Source organism: Saccharopolyspora sp. NFXS83 (genome assembly GCF_026241095.1).
Lineage (GTDB): Bacteria > Actinomycetota > Actinomycetes > Mycobacteriales > Pseudonocardiaceae > Saccharopolyspora_C.
The window spans coordinates 117,438-138,319 of the sequence record NZ_JAPFGB010000005.1 but is presented as its reverse complement, the minus strand read 5'-3'; the positions used below and the strand labels follow the sequence as shown (position 1 = coordinate 138,319).

The window sequence follows — 20,882 nt, the reverse complement described above, 5'->3', positions numbered from 1 at the left end:
TGCCCCGGTAGCGGTGAATCCACCGCCGTCGCCCTGGTCGGGGTGACTCCCGGTCACGGCACGGCCGGGCGGGCCGCGGACTTCGGTCGCCGCGGGGTGCGGCCGGGTGCGATCGCCGTCGCGAACCCGGTTGCGAGACTACCGCTTTCCGATTCAAGTCCACAGTGGACTGATCAGGGGAATGTGAATTCCCCTCACCACTCGAAGGGGTTGGTTCGGCCTGCGTCGGGCTCAGCAGCGGTCCTACGCTGGCCGGACCATCCCTGGTCGTAGGCGGGAGAGGGCCACAGTGGACATTTCTCGGGCTCGCGGGCGCCCTGCCCACGAGCGCACGACCGCGCGGGCGGCGGACTTCACCGCGCAGCTCCCCGACACCGCGGCCGTGCTCGCGCGAGCGGGAAACGAGAACTTCCCCGTCGCGGCGCGCGTCCTGCCCAGCGGACCGCGCACGCACCTGATGGCGCTCTACGGGTACTTCCGCCTGGTCGACTACGCGGGCGACGAAGCACCCGGCAACCGCGAAATCCTCCTGGACCACCTAGAAGCCGACCTCCGCCACGCCTACCGGGGCACCCCGCGACTGCCGCTGCTGCGGGCGCTGGCCATCACCGTCCACGAGTGCGGGATCCCGCAGGACGTGCTGGTGCGGCTGATCGACGCCAACCGCCGGGACCAGCACGTCCGCCGGTACCGCACGTTCGCCGAACTCGTCGACTACTGCGCGCTGTCGGCCAACCCCGTCGGCGAGTCGGTGCTGCACGTCTTCGGCTGCGCGCGGCCCGAACTGGTCGCGCTCTCGGACCGGATCTGCACGGCCCTGCAGATCCTGGAGCACTGCCAGGACGTCCTCGAAGACCACCGCCAAGGCCGCGTCTACCTGCCCGAAGCGGACCTGCGCCACTACGGGTGCCGGCTCGACGAGCTCGAAACCGGCCGCGCGCCCGAGCACTGGCGGGCGCTGCTGCGCTTCCAGGTCACTCGGGCCCGCCGGTTGCTCGACTCCGGTGCGTTGCTGGTCGGGCGGCTGCCGCTGCCCGCGCGGCTCGCCGTCGCCGGGTACGTGGCAGGCGGACGGGCCACCGCTCGTGCGCTGGCCGCCGCCCGGTTCGACCCGGTCAGCGGTGACGTCACACCTGCCCGCGCGCGCATCGCCGCCGAAGGCGCTCGCTTGCTGCTGTCAGGAGGCTCCTGGTGAACACCTCGGTGCAGGAGGCCTATCGGGAATGCGAGCGCATCACCCGCGCCCGCGCCCGGAACTTCTCCTACGGGATCCGGCTGCTGCCGGGACCGAAGCGCCGAGCGCTCTCCGCGGTGTACGCGTTCGCCCGCCGCGTCGACGACATCGGAGACGGTGCACTGCCCGCCCCGGAGAAGCTGCGCCTGCTCGCCGACACCCGCGCCGCGCTGCACGACGCGAGCCCGCGCTCCGCGGACCCGGTGCTGGTGGCGCTGGCCGACGCCGAGTCGCGGCTCGCGCTGCCGATGCCCGCGTTCGACGAGCTGATCGACGGCTGCGAGGCGGACGTGCGCGGCGTCGAGTACACGACGTTCGCCGATCTGCTGCACTACTGCCGCTGCGTCGCCGGGTCCATCGGCAGGCTCTCGCTCGGCGTGTTCGGCACCGGCGACCGGGCGCTCGCGGAACGCCGCGCCGACTCGCTCGGGGTGGCGCTGCAGCTGACCAACATCCTGCGCGACATCCGCGAGGACCACGACAACGGACGCGTCTACCTGCCCGCCGACGACCTGCGGCGCTTCGGCGTGCACCTCGTCCCCGGCGAACCCGGCCCGGCCGCGCGCGACGCCGAGGGGCTCGCGCGGCTCGTGCGGTTCGAAGTGCACCGGGCCGAGCAGTGGTACCGGGAGGGGTTCGCGCTGCTGCCGATGCTCGACCGGCGCAGCCGCGCCTGCTGCGCGTCGATGTCCGGCATCTACCACGAGGTGCTGCACGCCATCGCCGTCGCGCCCGCGCGCGCCATGCGCTCGCGCACCTCGCTGTCGCCGTGGCGGAAGGCGAGCGTCGCGGCCCGATCGATGGCGGGGATGGCGCCGTGAGCCGCGACGTGCTCGTCGTCGGCGGCGGCCTGGCCGGGGTCACCGCGGCGTTGCGCTGCGCCGACGACGGACTCGACGTGACGCTGCTGGAGACCCGCGCCCGCCTCGGTGGCGCGGCGGGTTCGTTCCAGCGCGGTGAGCTGGCCGTCGACACCGGGCAGCACGTGATCCTGCGCTGCTACACGGCCTACCGCGCGCTGCTGCGCAGGATCGGCGCGGCCGACGGGATCCGGATCCAGCCGAGGCTGCGGATCCCGGTGCTCAGCCCGGGCGGACGGGAGAGCGTGCTGCGGCGACGGCGGCTTCCCGCCCCGGCGCACCTCGCGCCCGCGCTGCTCGGGTACGGCGAGCTCGGGCCGGGCGAGCGACTCGGCGCGGCGCGCACCGCGATGGCGCTGCGCGCGCTGGACCCGGCGGACCCGGCGCTCGACGAGATCAGCTTCGGCGCCTGGCTGCGGTCCCGCGGCGAAACGGGGCGAGCCGTGGACGCCTTGTGGGGCCTGCTGTCGGTGGCGGCGCTCAACGCCCAACCCGACCGGGCATCGCTGGCGCTGGCGGTGAAGGTGTTCCGCACCGGCCTGCTCGACACCTCGGACGCCGCGGACATCGGCATCCCGCGCCGCCCGCTGGGCGAGCTGCACGGCACCGTCGCGCACCGGGCGCTGGAAGCCGCCGGGGTCCGGGTGCTGCTGCGCACCAAGGCCGTGGTGCTGCGCCATGACGAACTGGGCTGGCGGGTTCCGGTCCGCGGTCGCGGCGGGGAGGACGTGCTCAACGCCGACTCCGTCGTGCTCGCCGTGCCGCACTCGCACGCCACCGCGCTGCTCGCGGAACTGCCGCTGCCCGCCGCGAGGCGGTGGGCCGCGTTGTCGGCCGCGCCGATCGTCAACGTGCACGTCCGCTACGACCGGCCCGTGCTCGCCGAGCCGATGGCCGCAGTCCTCGACTCACCGGTGCAGTGGCTGTTCGACCGGACCTCGATCGCCGGAGCGCCCCACGGGCAATACCTGGCCATCTCGCTGTCGGCCGCGCACGAGCACCTGGACCGGCGGGCCGACGAGCTGCGCGCCGAGTTCGTGCCCGCGTTGCAGGAAGTGCTGCCGAGGGCGCGGCGGGCGCGGGTCGAGGACTTCTTCGTCACCCGCGAACCGCGGGCGACCTTCGGCCAGGCCCCCGGCACCGGCGCGCTGCGCCCCGCGGCGGGCTGCGGGCCGACCGGCCTCGCACTGGCGGGAGCGTGGACCGCCACCGGCTGGCCCGACACCCTCGAAGGCGCTGTGCGCAGCGGAGAACTGGCCGCGCAAGTCGTGCGGGCGGCCGTCGGCGATGTCCGGCGAGAGGGCGTGGAGGTGCCCCGATGACCATTGCAGTGCCCACCGTGCTGACCACCTCTCGCAAGCAGGTGGAGCCCGCGCTGCGCGCCGCGGTCGGCGAGCTCGACGACCACACCCGGCGCGTCTGCGAATACCACTTCGGCTGGGTGCACGCCGACGGCACGCCGGACGGCCGCACCGGCAAAGCGCTGCGCCCCGCGCTGGTGTTCCTCGCCGCGCGGGCGATCGCCGAAGACGCGCCCAGCACGGTGCGCGCGGCGGCGGCGGTCGAGCTGGTGCACAACTTCTCGCTGCTGCACGACGACCTGATGGACGACGACACCTCCCGGCGGCACCGGCCGACCGCGTGGACCGTGTTCGGCAGGCCCGCCGCGCTGCTGGCCGGGGACGCGCTGCTCGCGCTCGGCACGAACGTGCTGGTGGACGCGCCGATCGACCACGCCGCCGAGTCGGTGCGGATCCTGAGCTCGGCGACCGGCGGCCTCATCGTCGGGCAGGCCGCCGACCTCGGGTTCGAACGGCGCCACGACGTCGGCCTCGCCGAATGCCTGCGGATGGTCGAAGGCAAGACCGCCGCCTTGCTCGGCTGCGCCTGCGCGCTCGGTGCGCTGTCCGCCGGGGGCGATGCGGCGACGGTGTCGCGGCTGCACGCCTTCGGTCGCGAGCTGGGGATGGCCTTCCAGCTCGTCGACGACCTGCTGGGCCTGTGGGGCGATCCGGCGACCACGGGCAAACCGGTGCTCTCCGACCTGCGGGCGCGCAAGAAGACCGCGCCCATCGTGCACGCCCTCACCTCCGGAACCCCGGCGGGTGAGCGGCTGCGCGGGCTCTACCAGGACCCCGAGCCGCTGATCGGGCCTCGTGCCGAGCTGGCCGCCGACCTGGTGCGGCAGGCCGGCTCGCGGGACTGGGCCGAGACCGAATGCGAACGCAGGCTCACCGCCGCGTACGCGCACCTGCACACCGGCGGCCGAACAGGTCCTGCGGTGGACGCCCTGACCGAACTCGCGGAATTCATCGTGCGGAGGCAATGGTGACCGAACAACTGACCCGATCCGGGGTCGAGCAGCAGACCCTTCCGGACCTGCCCGTGGGCGGCGGAGTCCGCGCGCACGCGGCGCTGCTGGCGGCTCGCGAGCACCTGCTGTCGCTGCAGGACGACGCCGGTTGGTGGAAGGGGGAGTTGCAGACCAACGTCACGATGGACGTCGAAGACCTGCTGATGCGGCAGTTCCTCGGCATCCGGACCCCCGGTGAGACCGAGCGCGCCGCGCGCTGGATCCGATCCCAGCAGCGGGAGGACGGGACGTGGGCGAACTTCCACGGCGGCCCCGGGGAGCTCTCGACGACGGTGGAGGCGTACACGGCGCTCAAGCTCGCCGGTGACGCCTCCGACGCCGAGCACATGATCACCGCGCGGTCGTGGATCCTCGCCCACGGCGGGATCGAGGGCACGCGGGTGTTCACCCGGATCTGGCTGGCCCTGTTCGGCGAGTGGTCCTGGGACGAGCTGCCCGCGATGCCGCCGGAAGTGGTGCTGCTGGGCAAATCCGTGCCGCTGAACCTGGCCGACTGGGCATGCTGGGCGCGTCAGACCGTCGTCCCGCTGACCGTGGTCTGCACCCTGCGCCCACGTCGCGAGCTGGGCGTGAGCGTCTCGGAACTGCGCACCGGGCGCAGCGCGCCGCGGCCGACGGGGGCGTGGGGCCGCGCGTTCCACGCGCTCGACGCCGTGCTGCACCGCTACGAGCGGCGGCCGGTGAAGGCCCTGCGGGAGCTGTCGATGCGCCGCGCCGCGGAGTGGATCGTGGCCCGTCAGGAGGCCGACGGATCGTGGGGCGGCATCCAGCCGCCGTGGGTGTACTCGCTGCTGGCGCTGCACCTGCTCGGCTATCCGCTGGAACACCCGGTGCTGCGCGAAGGGCTCGCGGGCCTCGACGGATTCCTCATCCACGAGCTGACGCCGGACGGGCCGGTGCGGCGGATGGAGGCGTGCCAATCCCCGGTGTGGGACACGGTGCTGAGCGTGCAGGCGCTGCGCGACGCGGGACTGGCCGCCGACCACCCCGCGCTGCGCTGCGCAGCGGACTACCTGCTCGCCGAGGAGGTCCGGGTCACCGGGGACTGGGCGGTGCGCAGGCCGAACCTCGCTCCCGGCGGGTGGGCGTTCGAGTTCGAGAACGACGGCTACCCGGACACCGACGACACCGCCGTCGCGCTGCTGGCGTTGAACCGGGTCGAGCACACCAAACCCGTCGCGGTGCGCCGGGCCCTCGACCGCGGGGTGCACTGGCTGCGCGGCATGCAGTCCCGCGACGGCGGCTGGGGCGCGTTCGACGCCGACAACACGGGCAGGCTCGTCACCCGGCTGCCGTTCTGCGACTTCGGCGAGGTCGTCGACCCGCCGTCGGCCGACGTCACCGCGCACGTCGTGGAGGCGCTGGCCGCGCTGGGACATCGCGACGACCCGGTGGTCCGGGCGGGAGTGCGCTGGCTGCTGGAGAACCAGGAGGCGGACGGCTCGTGGTTCGGCCGCTGGGGCGCGAACCACCTGTACGGGACGGGCGCCGCGGTGCCCGCACTCGTCGAAGCGGGGTTGCCCGCGAACCACCCGGCGCTGCGGCGCGCGGCCCGCTGGCTCGAACAGCACCAGAACTCCGACGGCGGCTGGGGCGAGGACATGCGCTCCTACACCGACGCGCGCTGGATCGGTGTCGGCACCTCCACGGCATCCCAGACCGGGTGGGCGCTGATGGCGCTGCTGGCGGTGGGAGCGCACACCGGGGAGGCCGTGCGCAACGGCGTGGAGTTCCTGGCCGCCACGCAGCGCCCGGACGGGACGTGGGACGAGCCGCACTACACCGGCACCGGGTTCCCCGGTGACTTCCTGATCAACTACCACCTGTACCGGCTGATCTTCCCGCTCACCGCGCTCGGCCGCTACGAGCGCGCGGTGGCGGGGTGAGCCGGTGAACGCGATGGCCCGGCCCGGTTCGGCGGCGCTCGGCGGCGGTGAGCGTGCCGCCTCCGGGGTGCGGCTGTGCGCGCCGCTGCGGTGCGAGGCGCTCGCGCTGCGCGGCGCGTCGAGCGCGCGCGTGCTGCGCACCGGGTTCGGGCCGCGGCGCAGCGCCCTAGCCGGAGCACGCCTCGGCGAGCACGAGCCGCTGGCAGTCGCCGGGCTGGCCGGAGGGGTCGGTGCCACGGCCGGCGGAGTGGTCGTGGTCGCCGACGAGGTGCGCGACGAGGCGGGCTCGGTGCGGTTGCCGGGTGCCCGGACGCTGGCCGATCGGCTGCGCGCGGCCGGGTTCGCAGTGCTCGTCGGGCCGATCATCAGCGTCGACCACGTGGTGGGGAGGCCGGAGCGCGCGGCACTCGCCACCACGGGTGTGGTAGCCGTCGACATGGAGTCCGCCGCGCTGGCGCGCGCGGCGGACCGGCGGCTGCGCGCGGTGGTCCGGGTGGTGGTCGACACGGCCCAGACCCCGCTGGTGCACGTCCGCACACCTGGCCGGGCGGTGCGTGCGCTGCTGCGCTTGCGGCGGCTCGCGCCGGTGCTCGCCGACTGGGCGGCCGAAGACGGTTCCGCCCGCCGCCGATGTCGGCCGGGCCCACGCGATCAGTCGCGGTGAGACGCCGCCCCGACGGCGGGCGCTCGCAAGACTTCAATCCACCGATCCGTGCTGGAGGTACGGCCATGGGCATTCCGCTGCGGCAGGCCATTCGCGTCGGCTCCTATCTCGTGCGGCAGAAGATCGCGAGACGGGAGAAGTTCGCGCTCACCCTGGAACTGGAACCGCTGTTCGCCTGCAACCTGGCCTGCGCCGGATGCGGCAAGATCCAGCACCCCGCCGGCGTGCTCAAGCAGCGGATGCCGGTGGAACGGGCGCTGGCCGCCGTCGAGGAGTGCGGCGCGCCGGTGGTGTCCATCGCCGGGGGAGAGCCGCTGATGCACCCCGAGATCGAGGTGCTCGTCGCCGAGCTCGTGCGCCGCAAGAAGTTCGTGTACCTGTGCACGAACGCGCTGCTGATGCCGCGCAAGATCGACAAGTTCAGCCCGTCGCCCTACTTCTCGTGGGCCGTGCACATCGACGGCCTGCAGGAGCGCCACGACGCGTCGGTGTGCAAGCAGGGCGTGTTCGCGCAGGCCGTGGACAACGTGAAGGACGCGCAGCGCCGCGGGTTCCGGATCACCACCAACAGCACGTTCTTCAGCACCGACACCCCGGCGTCCGTGATCGAGGTGCTCGACTACCTCAACGACGAGCTCGACGTGGACCAGATGATGCTCTCGCCCGCCTACGCTTACGACAAGGCTCCGGACCAGGAGCACTTCCTGGGGGTCACCGAGACGCGGGAGCTGTTCGCGAAGGTGTTCGCCGACGGCAGGCGCAAGAAGTGGCGGTTCAACCACTCGCCGAGGTTCCTGGACTTCCTCGAGGGCAAGGTCGACTTCGGCTGCACCGCGTGGGCGATCCCGTCGTACTCGCTCTACGGCTGGCAGCGCCCGTGCTACCTGATGGGCGACGGGTACGCGGAGACGTACCGGGAGCTGCTGGAGGACACCGACTGGGAGTCCTACGGGCGGGGCAGGGACCCGCGGTGCGCCAACTGCATGGCCCATTGCGGTTACGAGCCGACCGCGGTACTGGCCACGATGGGTTCACTTCGCGAGTCGATTCGTGCCCTGAAAGGGTGACAGTTACCACCCGCACCTCTGTTGATCAGCAACGGAACGGTTACGGTGGTGTTCCCGCCCCCGACGACGGACACCGATACGAATGCAGAAGCCATCGCAGGTCGTGCACCTCGACGCGCTCCCATCGCACCTGTGGCACGCCGCCAAGCACCTGGGCGAGACGGTCATCGCACCGCTCGTGCTGTTCTACGTCCTGTTCACCTTCACCGGCCTGACCGGCGGCCTGATCGCCGCGCTGGCCTGGGGACTGGGGGCCGTCGCGGTCCGGCTGGCGCTGCGCGTGCAGGTGCCGTTGGTGCTGATGTTGACCACCGGGGTGCTGGTGGTGCGCACCGTCGTGGGGTTCGTGACGAACAGCTCGTTCCTGTACTTCCTGGAACCCAGCCTGCAGAACTTCCTGGTCGCACTGCTGTTCCTCGGGTCGCTGCTGTTCGAGCGGACGCTCATCGCGAAGCTCGCCGACGACTTCTGCATCCTGCCGCCGTCGTTGATCGGCAACGCCAGGGTCCAGCGCTTCTTCCGCAGGGTGTCGCTGCTGTGGGCGCTGGTGTTCACGATCAACGGGTTCACCACGCTGTGGGCCTTGGCGCAGGCGACCATCGGGCACTTCCTGCTGGCCAGCACCGCGGGTTCGTTCAGCCTGGTCGCGGTCGCGGCGGTCGCCTCCATCTGGTGGCTGCGCCGGGAACTGCACGGTGAGGGCATCACGCTGCGATTCGCCGGCCGCGCGACCGCCTGACCGGCCTCAGCCGAAGCGGCGGGCGAGCCGGTGGAACGTCGCCGGTAGCGCCCCCTGGGCGCGGGCGGCGAAGCCCAGCCAGCTCGGCACGAACACCTCCGCGGTCCCCTCCGCCAGCGCGCGCAGCAGCACGTGCGCGACCCGCTCCGGCGGCACGGGACGCGGACGGCGGCGGGTGTAGGCGCCCCGCCGGTCGAAGAACCGGGTGTCCACCACCCCGGGGAAGACGGTGGTGACCGGCACGCCCTCGTGGGCGACGCTGGCGGCGAAGGCGCGCAGTCCCGCCTTCGTCGCCGCGTACACCGCCTCCTGCCGCACCCCCACCACGGCGATGGACGAGACGAATCCGACCTGACCGCCGCGCCGCGCCAACCCGGGCAGCGCCGCCCGGGTCAGCTGCAGCGGCGCGGTGAGGTTGAGCGCCACCAGCTCGTCCACCAGCTCGTCCGACATCGCCGAGAGCGGGGCCGCGCAGCCCAGCCCGGCGTTGTTGATCAGGAGGTCGGTCTCGGCGGCGGCTGCGGCCACCCGGTCGAGCCCGGCCGGATCGGTCAGATCGGCCACCAGCGCCCGGCCGCTGCTGCGCCGGGCGACGGCGGCGAGCCGCCCGGCGTCCCGCCCCACCAGCACCGGCTCGCACCCCATCGAGCCCAGCTCCAGCGCGAGCGCGGCACCGATGCCGGAGGAACCGCCGGTGACCAGGGCGCTGCGCCACGTCATCGAGGCCGCCTCATCCGGCGCGCATCTCCGCGACCCGCCGCAGGTGTTCACCGCGGTGGGTCAGCACCCAGATCCCCGCCATCAGCGCGACGGCGGCGAGGGCTTGGCCCGCCAGCGCGGGCGGGGAGGTCTCGACGCGCTCGCCGAGCCAGTTCACCCCGATCGCCATGCCCACCAGCGGATCGACCGCGGTGATCACCGCTAGTGCGGGCGAGATGAACTTGCCCTGCTGGAAGGTGTTCTGGCTCAGCAGGAATCCCACCGGACCCAGGGCGCACACGACGTACAGCGTGGGGTGCAGGAACGGTTCGGTGATTCCGCCGTGGCGGAGTTGCTCGGCGACCACCTTGATCAGACCCGCGGTGACGCCGTAGAGCACTCCGGTCGCCAGCGCCAGCGCCAGCACCCGCACTTCGCCGGGGAACCGGTTCGCGGTCAGCACGCATCCCACCACGATCACCGCGAGCAGCACGGCCAGCGGTCGCACGTCGGTCGTGGCCGTGAACCCGGTGCCCTCCCCGGTGGGCCGGGCCAGCAGCAGGAACAGCGCCAACCCCGCCATCACCGCCAGCGCCCCCAGCACCAGCACCCGGTCGAGCCTGCGGTGCGCCATGCCCGCCGCGAACACCGCCCCGAACAGCACCGAGGTCACCAGCAGCGGCTGCACCAGCACCAGCGGCCCGAACGCGAGCGCCACCATCTGCAACGCCAGGCCCGCCAGCACGGTCCCGATGCTCAGCAACCAGACCGGCTTGCGCACCAGGTCCCACAGCAGGCGCGGGTCCAGGGTGCGGCTGGTGGGTACCTGCTTGGTGGCCCGCTGCTGCACGGCGCTGGCCAGGCCGAACCCGGCCGCGCCGAGCACCGCGGCGGGCACCGCCACGACCAGCATCGTGCCCGTCGAGCTCACGAGTCGACGCCCGCCGGCTCGGCTTCGCGCAACGCGGTGAACGCGTGCCGCAGGTGGTCGGCGAGCTTGTCCGCGTCGGCGAACAGGCCCGGATCGGTGGTGATGCCGATGCCGGTGCGCCCCGCCCAGTGGAGCATCCCGACGGCCAGGCCCACCCCGTCGGCCAGCGGCAGCACCGGGTGCGCCGTGTGCAGCGCCGCCCCGGCGATCGACGCCGGTTCGACCCGGCCGGGCATGATCGAGACGAGGGCCTGGAAGAAGCGTGCGCGGTACATCGCCCGCACCGCTCGGGCGTGCAGCGGCGTGGGCAGCGCGCCGAGTGCGCGCAGCACGGCCGCGGCTGCCTGCGGCCGGCCGTGCTTTTGGGAGCGGGCGAGCCGAGCCGCGACCTCGTTGAGGCGGCGTCGCGGTGCCATCGGGCCCAACGGCAGGTCGACGGCCACCCCGGCCGCGTGGTTGCCGAAGTCGCCGTCGCCTTCGCCGGTGCTGCGCGGCACCATCGCGCGCATCGACCGTTGCACCGTGTTGTTCTCGTCGAGCCGGTGCAGCGCCTCCGCCAGCAAAGCGAGCAGCAGCGCGCTGCGGCTGACCCGGTGGGCGCCCGCGCAGTCGCGCACCTCGTCGGCGGGCAGCTCCAGCCACGCGAACCGCCGTGCCGCGGTGCTGTGGCCTGGGGAGCTCGTGGCGGGGGCGACACTCGTTGCGGCGAGGCTGAGCAGGCCGCGCAGCACGGCCGCGGCCCGGCGTGGCCCCGTCGGCGCGGGTGCCGCGGAAGCGGGCGGTTCCGGTGGGGCGTCGGAGACGAGCCGGAGCAGCGAGGAGGTCATCGCCAGGCCGTCGCCCAGCGCGTGGTGCATCTTGACCAGGATCGTCACCCGTTCCGTGCCGGGTTCGCGGACCAGCTTCACCGACCAGGGCGGCCGGTCCCGGCGCAGCGGGGTCGTGAAGAAGTCGCGTTCGACCTCGTCGCGTTCGCGGGGGTCGCCGGTGCGCAGCTCGTGGTGGCTCAGGTGGTCGGGCACGGAGATCGCCCGGACCGGGACCCAGTACGGGCGGTGGCCGGGAGGCGTGCTCAGCCGGTGGTGCAGCATCGGCAGGTCCGGTGCTCTGCTGCTGATCAGGCCGCCGAGGTGGTCGATCCAGTCGGCGGTCGTCATGGCCCGGTCCGTGGTGCTCAGCGACAGGACGGCACCGGTCTGCTGGGGCACTTCGGCTGAGTCGACGTGCACGAAGAACGCGTCCTGCCCGCGCAACCGCCGCGGCTGGGACGGCACCTGCAGGTGCGCGAGTTCGGCCACCTGGTCGGCGAACCGGCCGGTGGCGGTGAGGTGGTCGAGCACGCGCTGCTCGGCGGCGCGCAACTCGGCCGGTTCGGCGAGCAGCCGGTGCAGGGTTCGGGTCAGCGCGTCCGCGTCCTCGCACAGCTCGGCCAAGCCCGCTTCGGCCATCAGCAGGGCGTTGGCGCGGCCGTGCCCGGCGATGGGTTCCACCATCAGCACAGGGCGTCCGCAGGCGAGCGCCTCCAGCGCGGTCGCCCCGCCCGCGTTGGTCACCACGACGTCGGCGGCGGCCGTGTAAGCGGGCACGTCCCGCACCCAGCTCAGCGGAACCAGGCGCGCGTCCTGGTCGGCGCGCTGCCGCAGCCGCCGCAGCAGTCCCTCGTTGTGGCCGCAGAGCACCACCACGCGGTCGATCCTGGTGCGCAGCGCGGCGTCGGCGGCGCGTTCGACGGAACCGAAGCCCAGCGACCCGCAGGAGATCAGCAGCACCCGGCCCTCGACCGGCAGCCCGCAGTCGCGGCGGGCGGCGTCCTTGTCGCGGGGGTGGAACCGGGTCTCGACCGGAGGGGCGCTGACGGCGTGCACCGAGCGGGGTTGCGCGCGGTGTGCGGCGCGCAGCCCGTTCTCGCTCATCACGTAGTGCAGGTCGATCCGGGAGTACACCCAGAACGGGTGCGGGGCGAAGTCGGAGATCACCGCCGCGATCGGCACGTCGAGCTCACCGCGCCGACGCAGCCAGTCCAGCCCGGCGGTGCCCAGCGGGTACGTCGAGACGATCAGGTCCGGACGGCGTGCCGCCAGCAGCGGGCGCAGCCGTCGCCCGCACCAGGCGCCGACGAAGCGGCGGCAGCCGTCGGCGAACCACCGCTGCCGCCACAGCGCGGCGTAGAAGAAGTCGTAGAGCCACGGGGTGGATTCGACGTTGGTCACGTAGATCCGCTGGAAGGTCCGCGGGACCCAGGAACCCATCAGCTCCAGCGCGTCCACCCAGGTCACCGCGCACTCCGGCCAGCGTGCGCGCGCGGCCTCCTCCACGGCTCGCGCGGTGGCGTTGTGCCCTTCGCCGATGGTGGCGCTGACCAGCAGGAGGCGGCGTGGCGGCTGAGTCACGAGGCGAGCTCCTTCCGAGGACGGCTCGTGGTTTCGGAGGCTAACGGTGCCGCCGGGGCTCGGCCTGATGAGCGGAGCCGCCTGGTGAGCTCGTCTCGGCCGGTCTCCGGAGGGTGCTGCGGTCGCCGGATTGCTCAGCGCGGCGTCCGGGCCACGATGGTGGCGGAGGACTGGCTGACGGCCCGGTCGACCGGGCGGGACGGGGGAGTGCGGATGACCGGCAAGCAGCGAGCGGCGGCCCAGGTCCGGGAGAAGAAGACCGAGCTGGGGGTGACGTGGGCGCAGTTGGCGGAGGCGGTGGGCAGACCGGTGGCGTGGACGACCTCGGCCCTGCTGGGCCAGCACCCGATGCCGGAGCGGGAGGCGCGGGCGGCGGTGGAGCTGCTGGAACTCGGCCCGGACGTGCTGCACGCGCTGCGGCTGCAACCCACCAGGGGAGCGCTGGACGCGGCGGTGCCCACCGACCCCACGACGTACCGGTTCTACGAGGTGTTGCAGGTGTACGGGCCGACGATCAAGGAACTGATCCACGAGGAGTTCGGCGACGGCATCATGAGCGCGATCAACTTCCGGCTCGACGTGCGCCGCGCGCCGGATCCGCAGGGCGACCGGGTGGTCGTGACGCTGGACGGGAAGTTCTTGCCCTACCAGTGGTGAGCTCAGCCGCCGGTGGCGGCGAGGAAGGCGTCCCGGACGTCGCCGGTGGTGTGCGCGGGCCACAGCGCGTGCAGCGGGGCGAACACCGCTGGGCGCAGCTCGACGACCTGGGTGCGCCCGCCCGCGGCCGGTCCGGGCGGTGCGGTCACCAGCGCCACGTGGTTCGTGGCGATCACGGCGGTGACCGGCGGGGTGCCCTGGATCGGATTGCGCAGGTAGTCCGGTTCGAACCCGGCCTGGCGGCAGTGCGCCAGCAGCAGGTCGGTGTAGCCGGACCGGCCGGGATCTCCCCACACCACGAGCCGTTCCCCGGCCAGCTCGGCCAGCTGCACGTGGTCGCGCCCGGCGAGGTGGTGGTCGGCGGCGACGGCGACGGCCAGCCGGTCCTGGGCGAGGGTGGTGCGCGTCAGCCCGCGTTCGGGCCGCATGCCGCGGCACAGGCCGAGGTCGATGTCGCCGCCGAGCAGGTCCTCGGCCAGCCGCGGCGGGTAGTGCTGGTGCACGTCGGTGTGCAGGCCGGGCACGCCGGCCAGCGCCGTGTGCACGAGCGCGGTGACTTCGTCGCTGGTCACGGCAGGGGTGTGGCCGATGCGCAGGACCTCGGTCCCGCCTCGTCCGATGCGGCGCGCCCGGTGCAGCGCCGAGCGGGCGACACCGTGCAGGACGCGGGCGTCGTCGATGAGCGCCTGCCCCGCGGGCAGCGCCGTGACACCACCGGCGTCCCGGCGCAGCAGCGGCACGCCGACCTCGCGTTCGAGGCTGCGCACGGAGGTGCTCAGCGCCTGCTGCGAGAGGTGCAGCCTGGCCGCCGCGCGGGTGAACCCGCCCTCTTCGGCGACGGCGACCAGGTGCTCCAGCTTGCGCAGGTCCAGGCCCACGTCAGGACCTCGACGCCGAGCGCGCGGTGCTCACGAGTTCCGCCGCGAGCGTGGCGGCGGTGGCCAGTCCGATCGCCAGCACGGTGGCACCGATGCCGAGGGCGTCGCTCGCCGCGGCCAGCGCGAGGACCAGCACGGCGCCGACGGCGATGATGATCGGCCTGCCGACGGCACCGGTGCCGGTCAGCCGGTGCAGGAACAGCAGGACCAGCAAGAACACCCCGACCGGGACGGCGAGTGCGAACGCGTCCGCGCGGACCGAGGTGTGCGCGGTGTGCTCGGCGATGTTGAGCGCGGTGTGCAACCCCGATCCGACCGCGGCGATCGAAGCGAAGATCAAGTAGTGGCCGTATCCCCAGACCAGCGCGGTCCGCAACGACTCGAAGGTGGTTTCGGCCCCGGTGAAGTAGATCCACCACAGGGAGAACACGAGGACCAGCCCGCCGAGGATCACCAGCAGCACCGTCGGGGAGAGCCCGTGCTCGGAGATCGCGTCCTGCACACCGGCCAGCGTGGCGAGGATGACCTCGCCGAGCACGATGATGGTCAGCAGGCCGTACCGCTCGGCGATGTGCTCGGGGTGCCAGCTGGTGGACTCGCCGCGGTACTCCGCCCAGATGGGCACGAGCCTCTCGGCCACTGCCAGCGCGACGAATCCGATGAGTCCCCAGGGCTGCGGGAGCGCGAGCCGGGCGATCCAGCCGAGCTGGACCACGGTGATCCCGGCGGCGTAGCGCAGCGCGGTCCGGCGTCCCTCCGGGTGCTCGGCCGCCGCGCGCAGCCACTGCCCGATCATCGCCACCCGCATCAGGACGTAGCCGAGCGTGATCACGGTGAAGTCGTACTCGGTGAACGCGGCCGGGACTCCTGCGGCGAGCACCAGCACTCCGGCCATCTGCAGGAGGGTCAGCAGCCGGTACGGGACGTCGTCGGTGTCGTAGGCCGAGGCGAACCAGGTGAAGTTCATCCACGCCCACCAGATCGCGAAGAACACCATCAGGTAGCCGGCCAGCCCGGATCCCGCGTGTCCCTCGCTGAGGGCGTGGTGCCACTGGGTGGCGGCCTGCGACACGGCCACCACGAAGCACAGGTCGAACAGCAGCTCCAGCGGCGTCGCCGCACGGTGCCCCTCGCGCGGGTCCCGCGCTCGCATGACCGTGTGCCAGCCGGCGATTCCTCGTGCAGTCACGTTCCCTCTCCTGGCGCGTCCGGAGCACGCGTCCCCGTGCTCGTCGGGCGGCCGGCCCCCGCTCCGGCCGCCCCACGATCCTGCGTCACCCTCTCGGGTGGTCCGATCAGCGGGTGGTGTAGCCGCCGTTCGCGAAGATCGTCTGCCCGGTGATCCACCAGCCCTCCGTCGCGAGGAAGCGCACCAGCGGCTCGATGTCCTCGATCTTGGTGAGCTGATCGCCGAGGGCCTGGGACTTGTGGAACTCCACCCGCTCGGGGGTCTCCTGCGGGTAGAAGAACGGGGTGTCCATCGGGCCCGGCGCGATGTTGTTCACCGAGATGCAGCGGTCGGCGAACTCCTTGGCGGCGGCGCGGGTGAAGTGCTCCAGCGGGGCCTTGCCGCCCGCGTAGGTGGAGTAGCCGTCGGTGAACGCCGCCAGCAGGGCCGTCACCAGGCTGATGATCTTGCCGTTGTCGTTGATCCGGCGACCGGCCTCCTGCAGGAAGAAGTACGCGGCCTTCGCGTTGATCGCGAACATCCGGTCGTACTCGTCCTCGGAGGTCTCGACGATCGGTTTGCGCAGCACCATGCCGGTGGTGTTGATCGCGACGTCGACCCCACCGAACTCGTCGACCGCCACGTCGAACAGCCGCCGCACGTCGTCGACCTGGGTGAGGTCGCCCTGCACCGTGACCGCGGCGGAGCCCGCGGTCCGGATCGCGTCGGCGGTCTGCTCGGCGTCGGCCTTCGACGCTTCGGAGTGGTGGTGGACCACGACCTTGGCACCCGCCTCGGCGAATCCGGTGCTGATCAGGCCGCCGAGGTTCTTGCCGCCTCCCGCGACCACCGCGACCTTGCCGTCGAGCGTGTGCGCTGCCATCTCGCCCTCCTGTTGATCGGTCGGCCGGCGATGCCCCGTTCGGAGCACGGGTTCGCCCCTGTGCCGACGACGTTAGGCAGGATGGGCGAACAGGGGAAACGCGAACGTCGGGTACCTCGACAAAGCCGGTTGATAAGACCAGGTCGACGCGGGTGCGGGGTCATCGGCAGACGTTGCTCAGCGCGTCGCCCAGCGCTTCGCCGTGCAGGGCGTCGAGGCGGTGTTCGGCGACGGTTCCGAGCACGGAGGCGGCGAGGTCCATCTGGCACCGGGTCGTGGGGGAGCGCACCGGTTCGGTCGCGCGCAGTTCGCGCACCGCCTCGACGCTGATCCGGTCGAGCCGTGGACGCACCTCCTGGCCGAGGTCGGGCCGGTGCGCCGGACGCAGCTCCGGGTGCGCGTTCCAGCGCTCGTGCAGCCCGCGCTGGACGTCCTTGCCCGCCTCGATCTGGTCCTGGAAGAACCGGATCCCGACGGCCGGGTCCAGTCCGGACGAGGTCGACAGGTCGGCGACGGTGTCGAGGACCTGCTGCTCGCGCCGCGGGTCCTCGATGGGGGTGCCGGTGCCGTACTTGGCGGCGGCGACCTCGTCGGCGAGCAGCAACCGCTCCGCGGCGAGGTCGACGAGCGGGGCCAGCCGGGCCCGCGATTCGGCGGTGGCCGCGGCGGGCTCCGGGGCGCTGATCGCGGCCGGTGCGGTGGTCGCGATCAGCGTGCTCAGCACGGCGGCGGTGAGCATGGTGGATCGCAGGTTCATGTCCGCTCCTCGTGGTCGGGTGCGGAGAAGTCTGCCGTGCCGAAGGCGGAGGTCAGGGGCTGACACGCCCCGGCGTGTCGGACGCGCAACCGGTCGTGGCGCCCGAACCGGCGCGGTTGGATCCACTGTGCGTTCGATGTGGACGAAAGCGCATGATCGCGGGCGGTGGAGAGGGACGGCTCCGGCCTGCCGGAAGGCGGATCGATCATCGCCACTGGTCCGAAATGGACAGTTCGAATGCGGCGCAACGGAGTGCGCCACTGCTCCTGTCGGCGGAAGCGCGGACCGGATCTTTATCACCCGCGTGACAAAGAAATCCGGCCGCGACACCGCTCGCTTGACGTGCTCGGCAGGACGCCGAAAAGTGGTCCGATCAGTCCGGCGGAGATCCACTGGCCCGGCGAGGGGGCGTTCATGACGAAGGAAAGCCGAAACGACCGCGCGGGAGCGGTGCGCAGAACCGTCCACGGCGCGCGCGGGATGCGGGTGCTCGCCCGAGCGGGCATGGCCTCGCCCACCGCGCCGGGCAAGGCCCTGCGCGGCCTCGCCGACGTGCGCGCGTGGGGACCGCTGGTGGGGGCGTTGCGGCACGTGTCGCGCACCCGGCCGGACGCCGTCGGGCTCATCGATGAGCGCGGCGGCATGACCTACGCCGAGCTGGACCGGGCGTCCGACGAGCTGGCGATCTCGTTGCGGGACAGGGGGTTCGAGTCGGAGCACACGATCGCCGTGCTGTGCCGGGATCACCGCTGGCTGGTGCTGACCCTGCTGGCCTGCGGCAAGCTCGGCGCGCACGTGGTGCTGGTCAACACCGGGTTCGCCGCGCCGGAGCTGGCCGAAGTGCTCAGCCACGAGCGGGCCGCGGCGCTGGTGGTCGACGCCGAGTTCCAGCCGCTGGTGGCCGAGGCGCGGCTGCGACTCCCGTGCTTCCAGGCCTGGCCCGCCGCCGGTGTGCGGCGCGGCACGACGTTGGAGGACCTGCTCGGGGAGGCCCGGCTCGCGCCGGAACCCGACCCGGTGGTGCCGCAGCCGCGCCGTCCGGGCGGCGTCGTGCTGCTGACCAGCGGCACCACCGGTCGCCCCAAAGGGGCACGCCGCGAGGTGCGTTCGGCGTTGAGCGCCGCCGAGTTCCTGGATCGGATCCCGCTGCGCGCCGGCGAAGCCACCTTCATCGCCTCCCCGCTGTTCCACGCCATCGGCTACTCGCAGCTGACCCTGGCGTTCGGGCTGGGCAGCACCGTCGTGGTGCGGCGCAGGTTCGACGCCGAGCAGGTGGCCCGCGCGGTGCACGAGCACGGGTGCACCGCGCTGGTGCTGGTGCCCACGGTGCTGCAGCGGCTGCTCGACCTGGACGAGGACTTCCTGCGCGCGACCACGTCGACGCTGCGCGTGGTGGTGGTGTCGGGCTCGGTGCTGGCGCCGGAACTGGTGCAGGACGCCGCCGAGCTGATCGGTGAGGTGCTCTACAACCTGTACGGCTCCACGGAGGCCGCGGTCGCCGCGGTGGCGACGCCGCGGGAGCTGCGCCGGGCGCCCGGCACGGTGGGGCGCAGCCCGCGCGGGTGCGCGGTGCGGCTCTACGACGCGGAGAACCGGCGCATCACCCGGCCCGGTGCGGTGGGGCGGATCTTCGCGGGCGGGCCGCTGATGTTCACCGGCTACACCACGAGCTCCGGTCGGCCGCAGATCGACGGGCTCGTCGACACCGGGGACCTCGGCCACCTCGACGACTCCGGCCTGCTGTTCGTGGACGGCCGGGCCGACGACATGATCATCTCAGGGGGCGAGAACGTGTTCCCCGCCGAAGTGGAGCACGTGATCGCGACGCACCACGCGGTCAAGGACGTCGCGGTGCTCGGCATCGCCGACGCGGAGTTCGGGCAACGCCTGCACGCCTACGTGGTGCCCATCCCCGGAGCCGAGCTGCACCCGCAGGAGATCGTCGAGTTCGTCCGCGCCCGGATGGCCCGGCACAAGGTGCCGCGCGAGGTCGAACTGGTGCGCTCGGTACCGCGCAACCCCACCGGCAAGATCCTGCGCCGGGCCCTCGCCGAACGCCGCTGAACCCGCAGCGCACCGCAGTGTCCGAAACTGTCAATGATCTGACCGTCGGCGTCAGACCCGGACGGGCGAACCCGGCTTAACGTGATCGTGTCCGCAGCGCACGAACACGAGGAGCCCCCATGTCGCCGATCCGCCAACCGCATGTCGCCATCATCGGCAGCGGGTTCGCGGGCATCGCGGTGGCCGCTCAGCTCAAACGCGCCGGGCACACGTCCTTCACGATCTTCGAACGCGCTCCCGGTGTCGGCGGGGTGTGGCGCGACAACACCTACCCGGGCGCGGCCTGCGACGTTCCCTCGCACCTGTACTCCTACTCGTTCGTGCCGGAACCCACGTGGCGGCGCCGGTTCGCGGAGCAGCCGGAGATCCTGCGGTACCTGCGCCGCTGCGTCGAGCAGCACCGGCTGACCCGGCACCTGCGGTTGAACACGGCCATCGAGGCGGCCGACTACGACGAGAGAACCCGGCGTTGGCGGCTGCGCACCGGTTCGGGCGAGGTCGTCGACGCCGATGTGCTGGTGCCCGCGGTGGGCCAGCTCAGCGAACCGCTCACCCCGGACCTGCCTGGCTTGGGCGACTTCGCGGGCCCGATGTTCCACTCGGCCCGTTGGGACCACCAGGTGGACCTGCGGGACAAGCGGGTCGCGGTGATCGGCACCGGTGCGAGCGCGGTGCAGTTCGTGCCCGCCATCGCGGGCCGGGTGCGGGAGCTGACGGTGTTCCAGCGTTCCGCCCCGCACGTGGTGCCGCGGCCGGACCGCGCCTACCGGCCCTGGCACCGGTTCGTGTTCCGCAACGTGCCCGGCGCGCAGTCGCTGGCGCGGTTCGGCGTGTGGAGCTTCTTCGAAGCGGCCGGTCGCGGCCTGACCACGGCGCAGCCCATCGGCAAGATGTTCTCGCTCGTCGCGGGCTGGCACCGGTCCACCCAGCTGCGGGCCGCGCAGGTGAGCGACGACCTCGCCCCGGACCATCCGATCGGGTGCAAGCGGGTGCTGTTCTCCAGCGAGTACTACCCCGCGTTCAACCGGCCGGGGGTGCGGGCGGAGACCAGCCGCATCGAGCGGGTCACGCCGCACGGCCTGCGCACCGCGGACGGCACCGAGCACCCGGCCGACGTCGTGATCTTCGGGACGGGGTTCGACGCGAGCAACTTCCTGTCCTCGATGGCGGTGCGCGGTGTCGGCGGCACCCTGCTCGACGAGGTGTGGGAGCAGGGTGCCCGCGCCTACCTCGGCATGGCGGTGCCGCGGTTCCCGAACATGTTCGTGATGTACGGCCCGAACACCAACCTCGGTTCCGGTTCCGTGGTGCACATGCTGGAGAGCCAGGCCAAGTACGTGGTGCGCCTCGTGCGCAGGCTGGCGCGGCGTCCCGGTGCCGCGCTGGAGGTGCTCCCGGAGGCGGCGGAGCGCTTCGACCGCGAGATCCAGCAGCGGCTGCGCGACAGCGTGTTCACCTCCTGCCGGAGCTGGTACCGCGACGAGAGCGGCCGGATCAGCACCAACTGGCCGGGCTCGATGACCGAGTACCGCCGCCGCACCCGCTGCCCCGACCTGTCCGACTACCAGGTGCTCGCGCCGTCCACGACGTGATCGCCCGGTACCGGGCGCGGCCTCGGATCCGCCCACCGG

General features: G+C 72.8%; 18 protein-coding genes. 11 read left to right on the top strand and 7 right to left on the bottom strand.

Annotated elements, in window-relative coordinates; genetic code table 11:
• Nucleotides 1–289 precede the first annotated feature (289 nt).
• The 8 genes from hpnC to OOZ19_RS07415 all read left to right on the top strand — a co-directional run bounded on the left by hpnC (nucleotide 290) and on the right by OOZ19_RS07415 (nucleotide 8,824).
• Nucleotides 290–1,195: a squalene synthase HpnC gene (gene hpnC, locus OOZ19_RS07450; protein ID WP_266089273.1), complete on the top strand. Its 906-nt coding sequence runs from the start codon at nucleotides 290–292 to the stop codon at nucleotides 1,193–1,195.
• A complete protein-coding gene (locus OOZ19_RS07445; RefSeq protein ID WP_266089272.1) occupies nucleotides 1,192–2,055 on the top strand; it encodes a phytoene/squalene synthase family protein in 864 nt (287 codons plus the stop codon). Before hpnC ends, OOZ19_RS07445 begins: the two co-directional genes overlap by 4 nt.
• Nucleotides 2,052–3,416 (top strand): hydroxysqualene dehydroxylase HpnE, encoded by a 1,365-nt coding sequence (hpnE, locus tag OOZ19_RS07440; RefSeq protein WP_266089271.1) that lies wholly within the window; start codon nucleotides 2,052–2,054, stop codon nucleotides 3,414–3,416. Before OOZ19_RS07445 ends, hpnE begins: the two co-directional genes overlap by 4 nt.
• A complete protein-coding gene (locus tag OOZ19_RS07435; protein ID WP_266089270.1) occupies nucleotides 3,413–4,426 on the top strand; it encodes a polyprenyl synthetase family protein in 1,014 nt (337 codons plus the stop codon). Before hpnE ends, OOZ19_RS07435 begins: the two co-directional genes overlap by 4 nt.
• On the top strand, nucleotides 4,420–6,354 hold the full coding sequence (gene shc, locus OOZ19_RS07430) for a squalene--hopene cyclase (RefSeq protein ID WP_266089269.1): 1,935 nt from the start codon (nucleotides 4,420–4,422) through the stop codon (nucleotides 6,352–6,354). The genes OOZ19_RS07435 and shc overlap by 7 nt, the downstream gene beginning before the upstream one ends.
• A 4-nt stretch (nucleotides 6,355–6,358) precedes the next feature.
• Nucleotides 6,359–7,018 carry a hypothetical protein gene (locus tag OOZ19_RS07425; RefSeq protein ID WP_266089268.1) on the top strand — a complete coding sequence of 220 codons (660 nt, stop codon included), beginning with the start codon at nucleotides 6,359–6,361 and terminating at the stop codon, nucleotides 7,016–7,018.
• Nucleotides 7,019–7,083: 65 nt separating this feature from the next.
• Nucleotides 7,084–8,085: an adenosyl-hopene transferase HpnH gene (gene hpnH / locus OOZ19_RS07420; protein WP_266089267.1), complete on the top strand. Its 1,002-nt coding sequence runs from the start codon at nucleotides 7,084–7,086 to the stop codon at nucleotides 8,083–8,085.
• A gap of 82 nt (nucleotides 8,086–8,167) precedes the next feature.
• Nucleotides 8,168–8,824 (top strand): VC0807 family protein, encoded by a 657-nt coding sequence (locus OOZ19_RS07415; protein ID WP_266089266.1) that lies wholly within the window; start codon nucleotides 8,168–8,170, stop codon nucleotides 8,822–8,824.
• Between the two features lie 6 nt (nucleotides 8,825–8,830).
• On the opposite strand, the gene OOZ19_RS07410 is transcribed toward OOZ19_RS07415, so the two are convergent.
• The 3 genes from OOZ19_RS07410 to OOZ19_RS07400 are packed head-to-tail and all read right to left on the bottom strand — an operon-like array spanning nucleotide 8,831 to nucleotide 12,844.
• Nucleotides 8,831–9,544, bottom strand: coding sequence for an SDR family NAD(P)-dependent oxidoreductase (locus tag OOZ19_RS07410; protein WP_266089265.1), 714 nt, complete (start codon nucleotides 9,542–9,544; stop codon nucleotides 8,831–8,833).
• A 10-nt stretch (nucleotides 9,545–9,554) separates the two neighbouring features.
• Nucleotides 9,555–10,454: a DMT family transporter gene (locus tag OOZ19_RS07405; protein ID WP_266089264.1), complete on the bottom strand. Its 900-nt coding sequence runs from the start codon at nucleotides 10,452–10,454 to the stop codon at nucleotides 9,555–9,557.
• A complete protein-coding gene (locus OOZ19_RS07400) occupies nucleotides 10,451–12,844 on the bottom strand; it encodes an MGDG synthase family glycosyltransferase (RefSeq protein ID WP_266089263.1) in 2,394 nt (797 codons plus the stop codon). Before OOZ19_RS07400 ends, OOZ19_RS07405 begins: the two co-directional genes overlap by 4 nt.
• Before the next feature lie 213 nt (nucleotides 12,845–13,057).
• Between OOZ19_RS07400 and cynS the strand changes: the two genes are divergently transcribed.
• Nucleotides 13,058–13,501, top strand: a complete 444-nt coding sequence (gene cynS, locus OOZ19_RS07395; RefSeq protein ID WP_266089262.1) for a cyanase — start codon at nucleotides 13,058–13,060, stop codon at nucleotides 13,499–13,501.
• 2 nt (nucleotides 13,502–13,503) lie between these two features.
• Here cynS and OOZ19_RS07390 read toward each other — a convergent pair whose 3' ends face one another.
• The 4 genes from OOZ19_RS07390 to OOZ19_RS07375 form a co-directional block, all read right to left on the bottom strand.
• The gene (locus OOZ19_RS07390) at nucleotides 13,504–14,379 is read right to left on the bottom strand and encodes a LysR family transcriptional regulator (RefSeq protein WP_266089261.1); all 876 of its coding nucleotides are present in this window, start codon (nucleotides 14,377–14,379) and stop codon (nucleotides 13,504–13,506) included.
• A 1-nt stretch (nucleotide 14,380) separates the two neighbouring features.
• The gene (locus OOZ19_RS07385) at nucleotides 14,381–15,568 is read right to left on the bottom strand and encodes a low temperature requirement protein A (protein ID WP_266089260.1); all 1,188 of its coding nucleotides are present in this window, start codon (nucleotides 15,566–15,568) and stop codon (nucleotides 14,381–14,383) included.
• A gap of 106 nt (nucleotides 15,569–15,674) precedes the next feature.
• A complete protein-coding gene (locus OOZ19_RS07380; RefSeq protein WP_266089259.1) occupies nucleotides 15,675–16,430 on the bottom strand; it encodes an SDR family oxidoreductase in 756 nt (251 codons plus the stop codon).
• Nucleotides 16,431–16,590: 160 nt separating this feature from the next.
• Nucleotides 16,591–17,187 (bottom strand): chorismate mutase, encoded by a 597-nt coding sequence (locus OOZ19_RS07375; RefSeq protein ID WP_266089258.1) that lies wholly within the window; start codon nucleotides 17,185–17,187, stop codon nucleotides 16,591–16,593.
• Between the two features lie 414 nt (nucleotides 17,188–17,601).
• Between OOZ19_RS07375 and OOZ19_RS07370 the strand changes: the two genes are divergently transcribed.
• Both OOZ19_RS07370 and OOZ19_RS07365 read left to right on the top strand, forming a co-directional pair.
• Nucleotides 17,602–19,251 (top strand): AMP-binding protein, encoded by a 1,650-nt coding sequence (locus OOZ19_RS07370; protein ID WP_266089257.1) that lies wholly within the window; start codon nucleotides 17,602–17,604, stop codon nucleotides 19,249–19,251.
• A gap of 119 nt (nucleotides 19,252–19,370) precedes the next feature.
• Nucleotides 19,371–20,843 carry a flavin-containing monooxygenase gene (locus OOZ19_RS07365; protein ID WP_266089256.1) on the top strand — a complete coding sequence of 491 codons (1,473 nt, stop codon included), beginning with the start codon at nucleotides 19,371–19,373 and terminating at the stop codon, nucleotides 20,841–20,843.
• The last annotated feature ends 39 nt before the right edge of the window (nucleotides 20,844–20,882 follow it).

Bases quoted from the DNA above. Each gene is read 5' to 3' on its own strand.
- OOZ19_RS07435 (WP_266089270.1), top strand. From the start codon at position 3,413: ATGACCATTGCAGTGCCCACCGTGCTGACCACCTCTCGCAAGCAGGTG.
- shc (WP_266089269.1), top strand. From the start codon at position 4,420: ATGGTGACCGAACAACTGACCCGATCCGGGGTCGAGCAGCAGACCCTT.
- hpnH (WP_266089267.1), top strand. From the start codon at position 7,084: ATGGGCATTCCGCTGCGGCAGGCCATTCGCGTCGGCTCCTATCTCGTG.
- OOZ19_RS07415 (WP_266089266.1), top strand. From the start codon at position 8,168: ATGCAGAAGCCATCGCAGGTCGTGCACCTCGACGCGCTCCCATCGCAC.
- OOZ19_RS07410 (WP_266089265.1), bottom strand. From the start codon at position 9,544: ATGACGTGGCGCAGCGCCCTGGTCACCGGCGGTTCCTCCGGCATCGGT.
- cynS (WP_266089262.1), top strand. From the start codon at position 13,058: ATGACCGGCAAGCAGCGAGCGGCGGCCCAGGTCCGGGAGAAGAAGACC.
- OOZ19_RS07380 (WP_266089259.1), bottom strand. From the start codon at position 16,430: ATGGCAGCGCACACGCTCGACGGCAAGGTCGCGGTGGTCGCGGGAGGC.
- OOZ19_RS07375 (WP_266089258.1), bottom strand. From the start codon at position 17,187: ATGAACCTGCGATCCACCATGCTCACCGCCGCCGTGCTGAGCACGCTG.
- OOZ19_RS07370 (WP_266089257.1), top strand. From the start codon at position 17,602: ATGACGAAGGAAAGCCGAAACGACCGCGCGGGAGCGGTGCGCAGAACC.
- OOZ19_RS07365 (WP_266089256.1), top strand. From the start codon at position 19,371: ATGTCGCCGATCCGCCAACCGCATGTCGCCATCATCGGCAGCGGGTTC.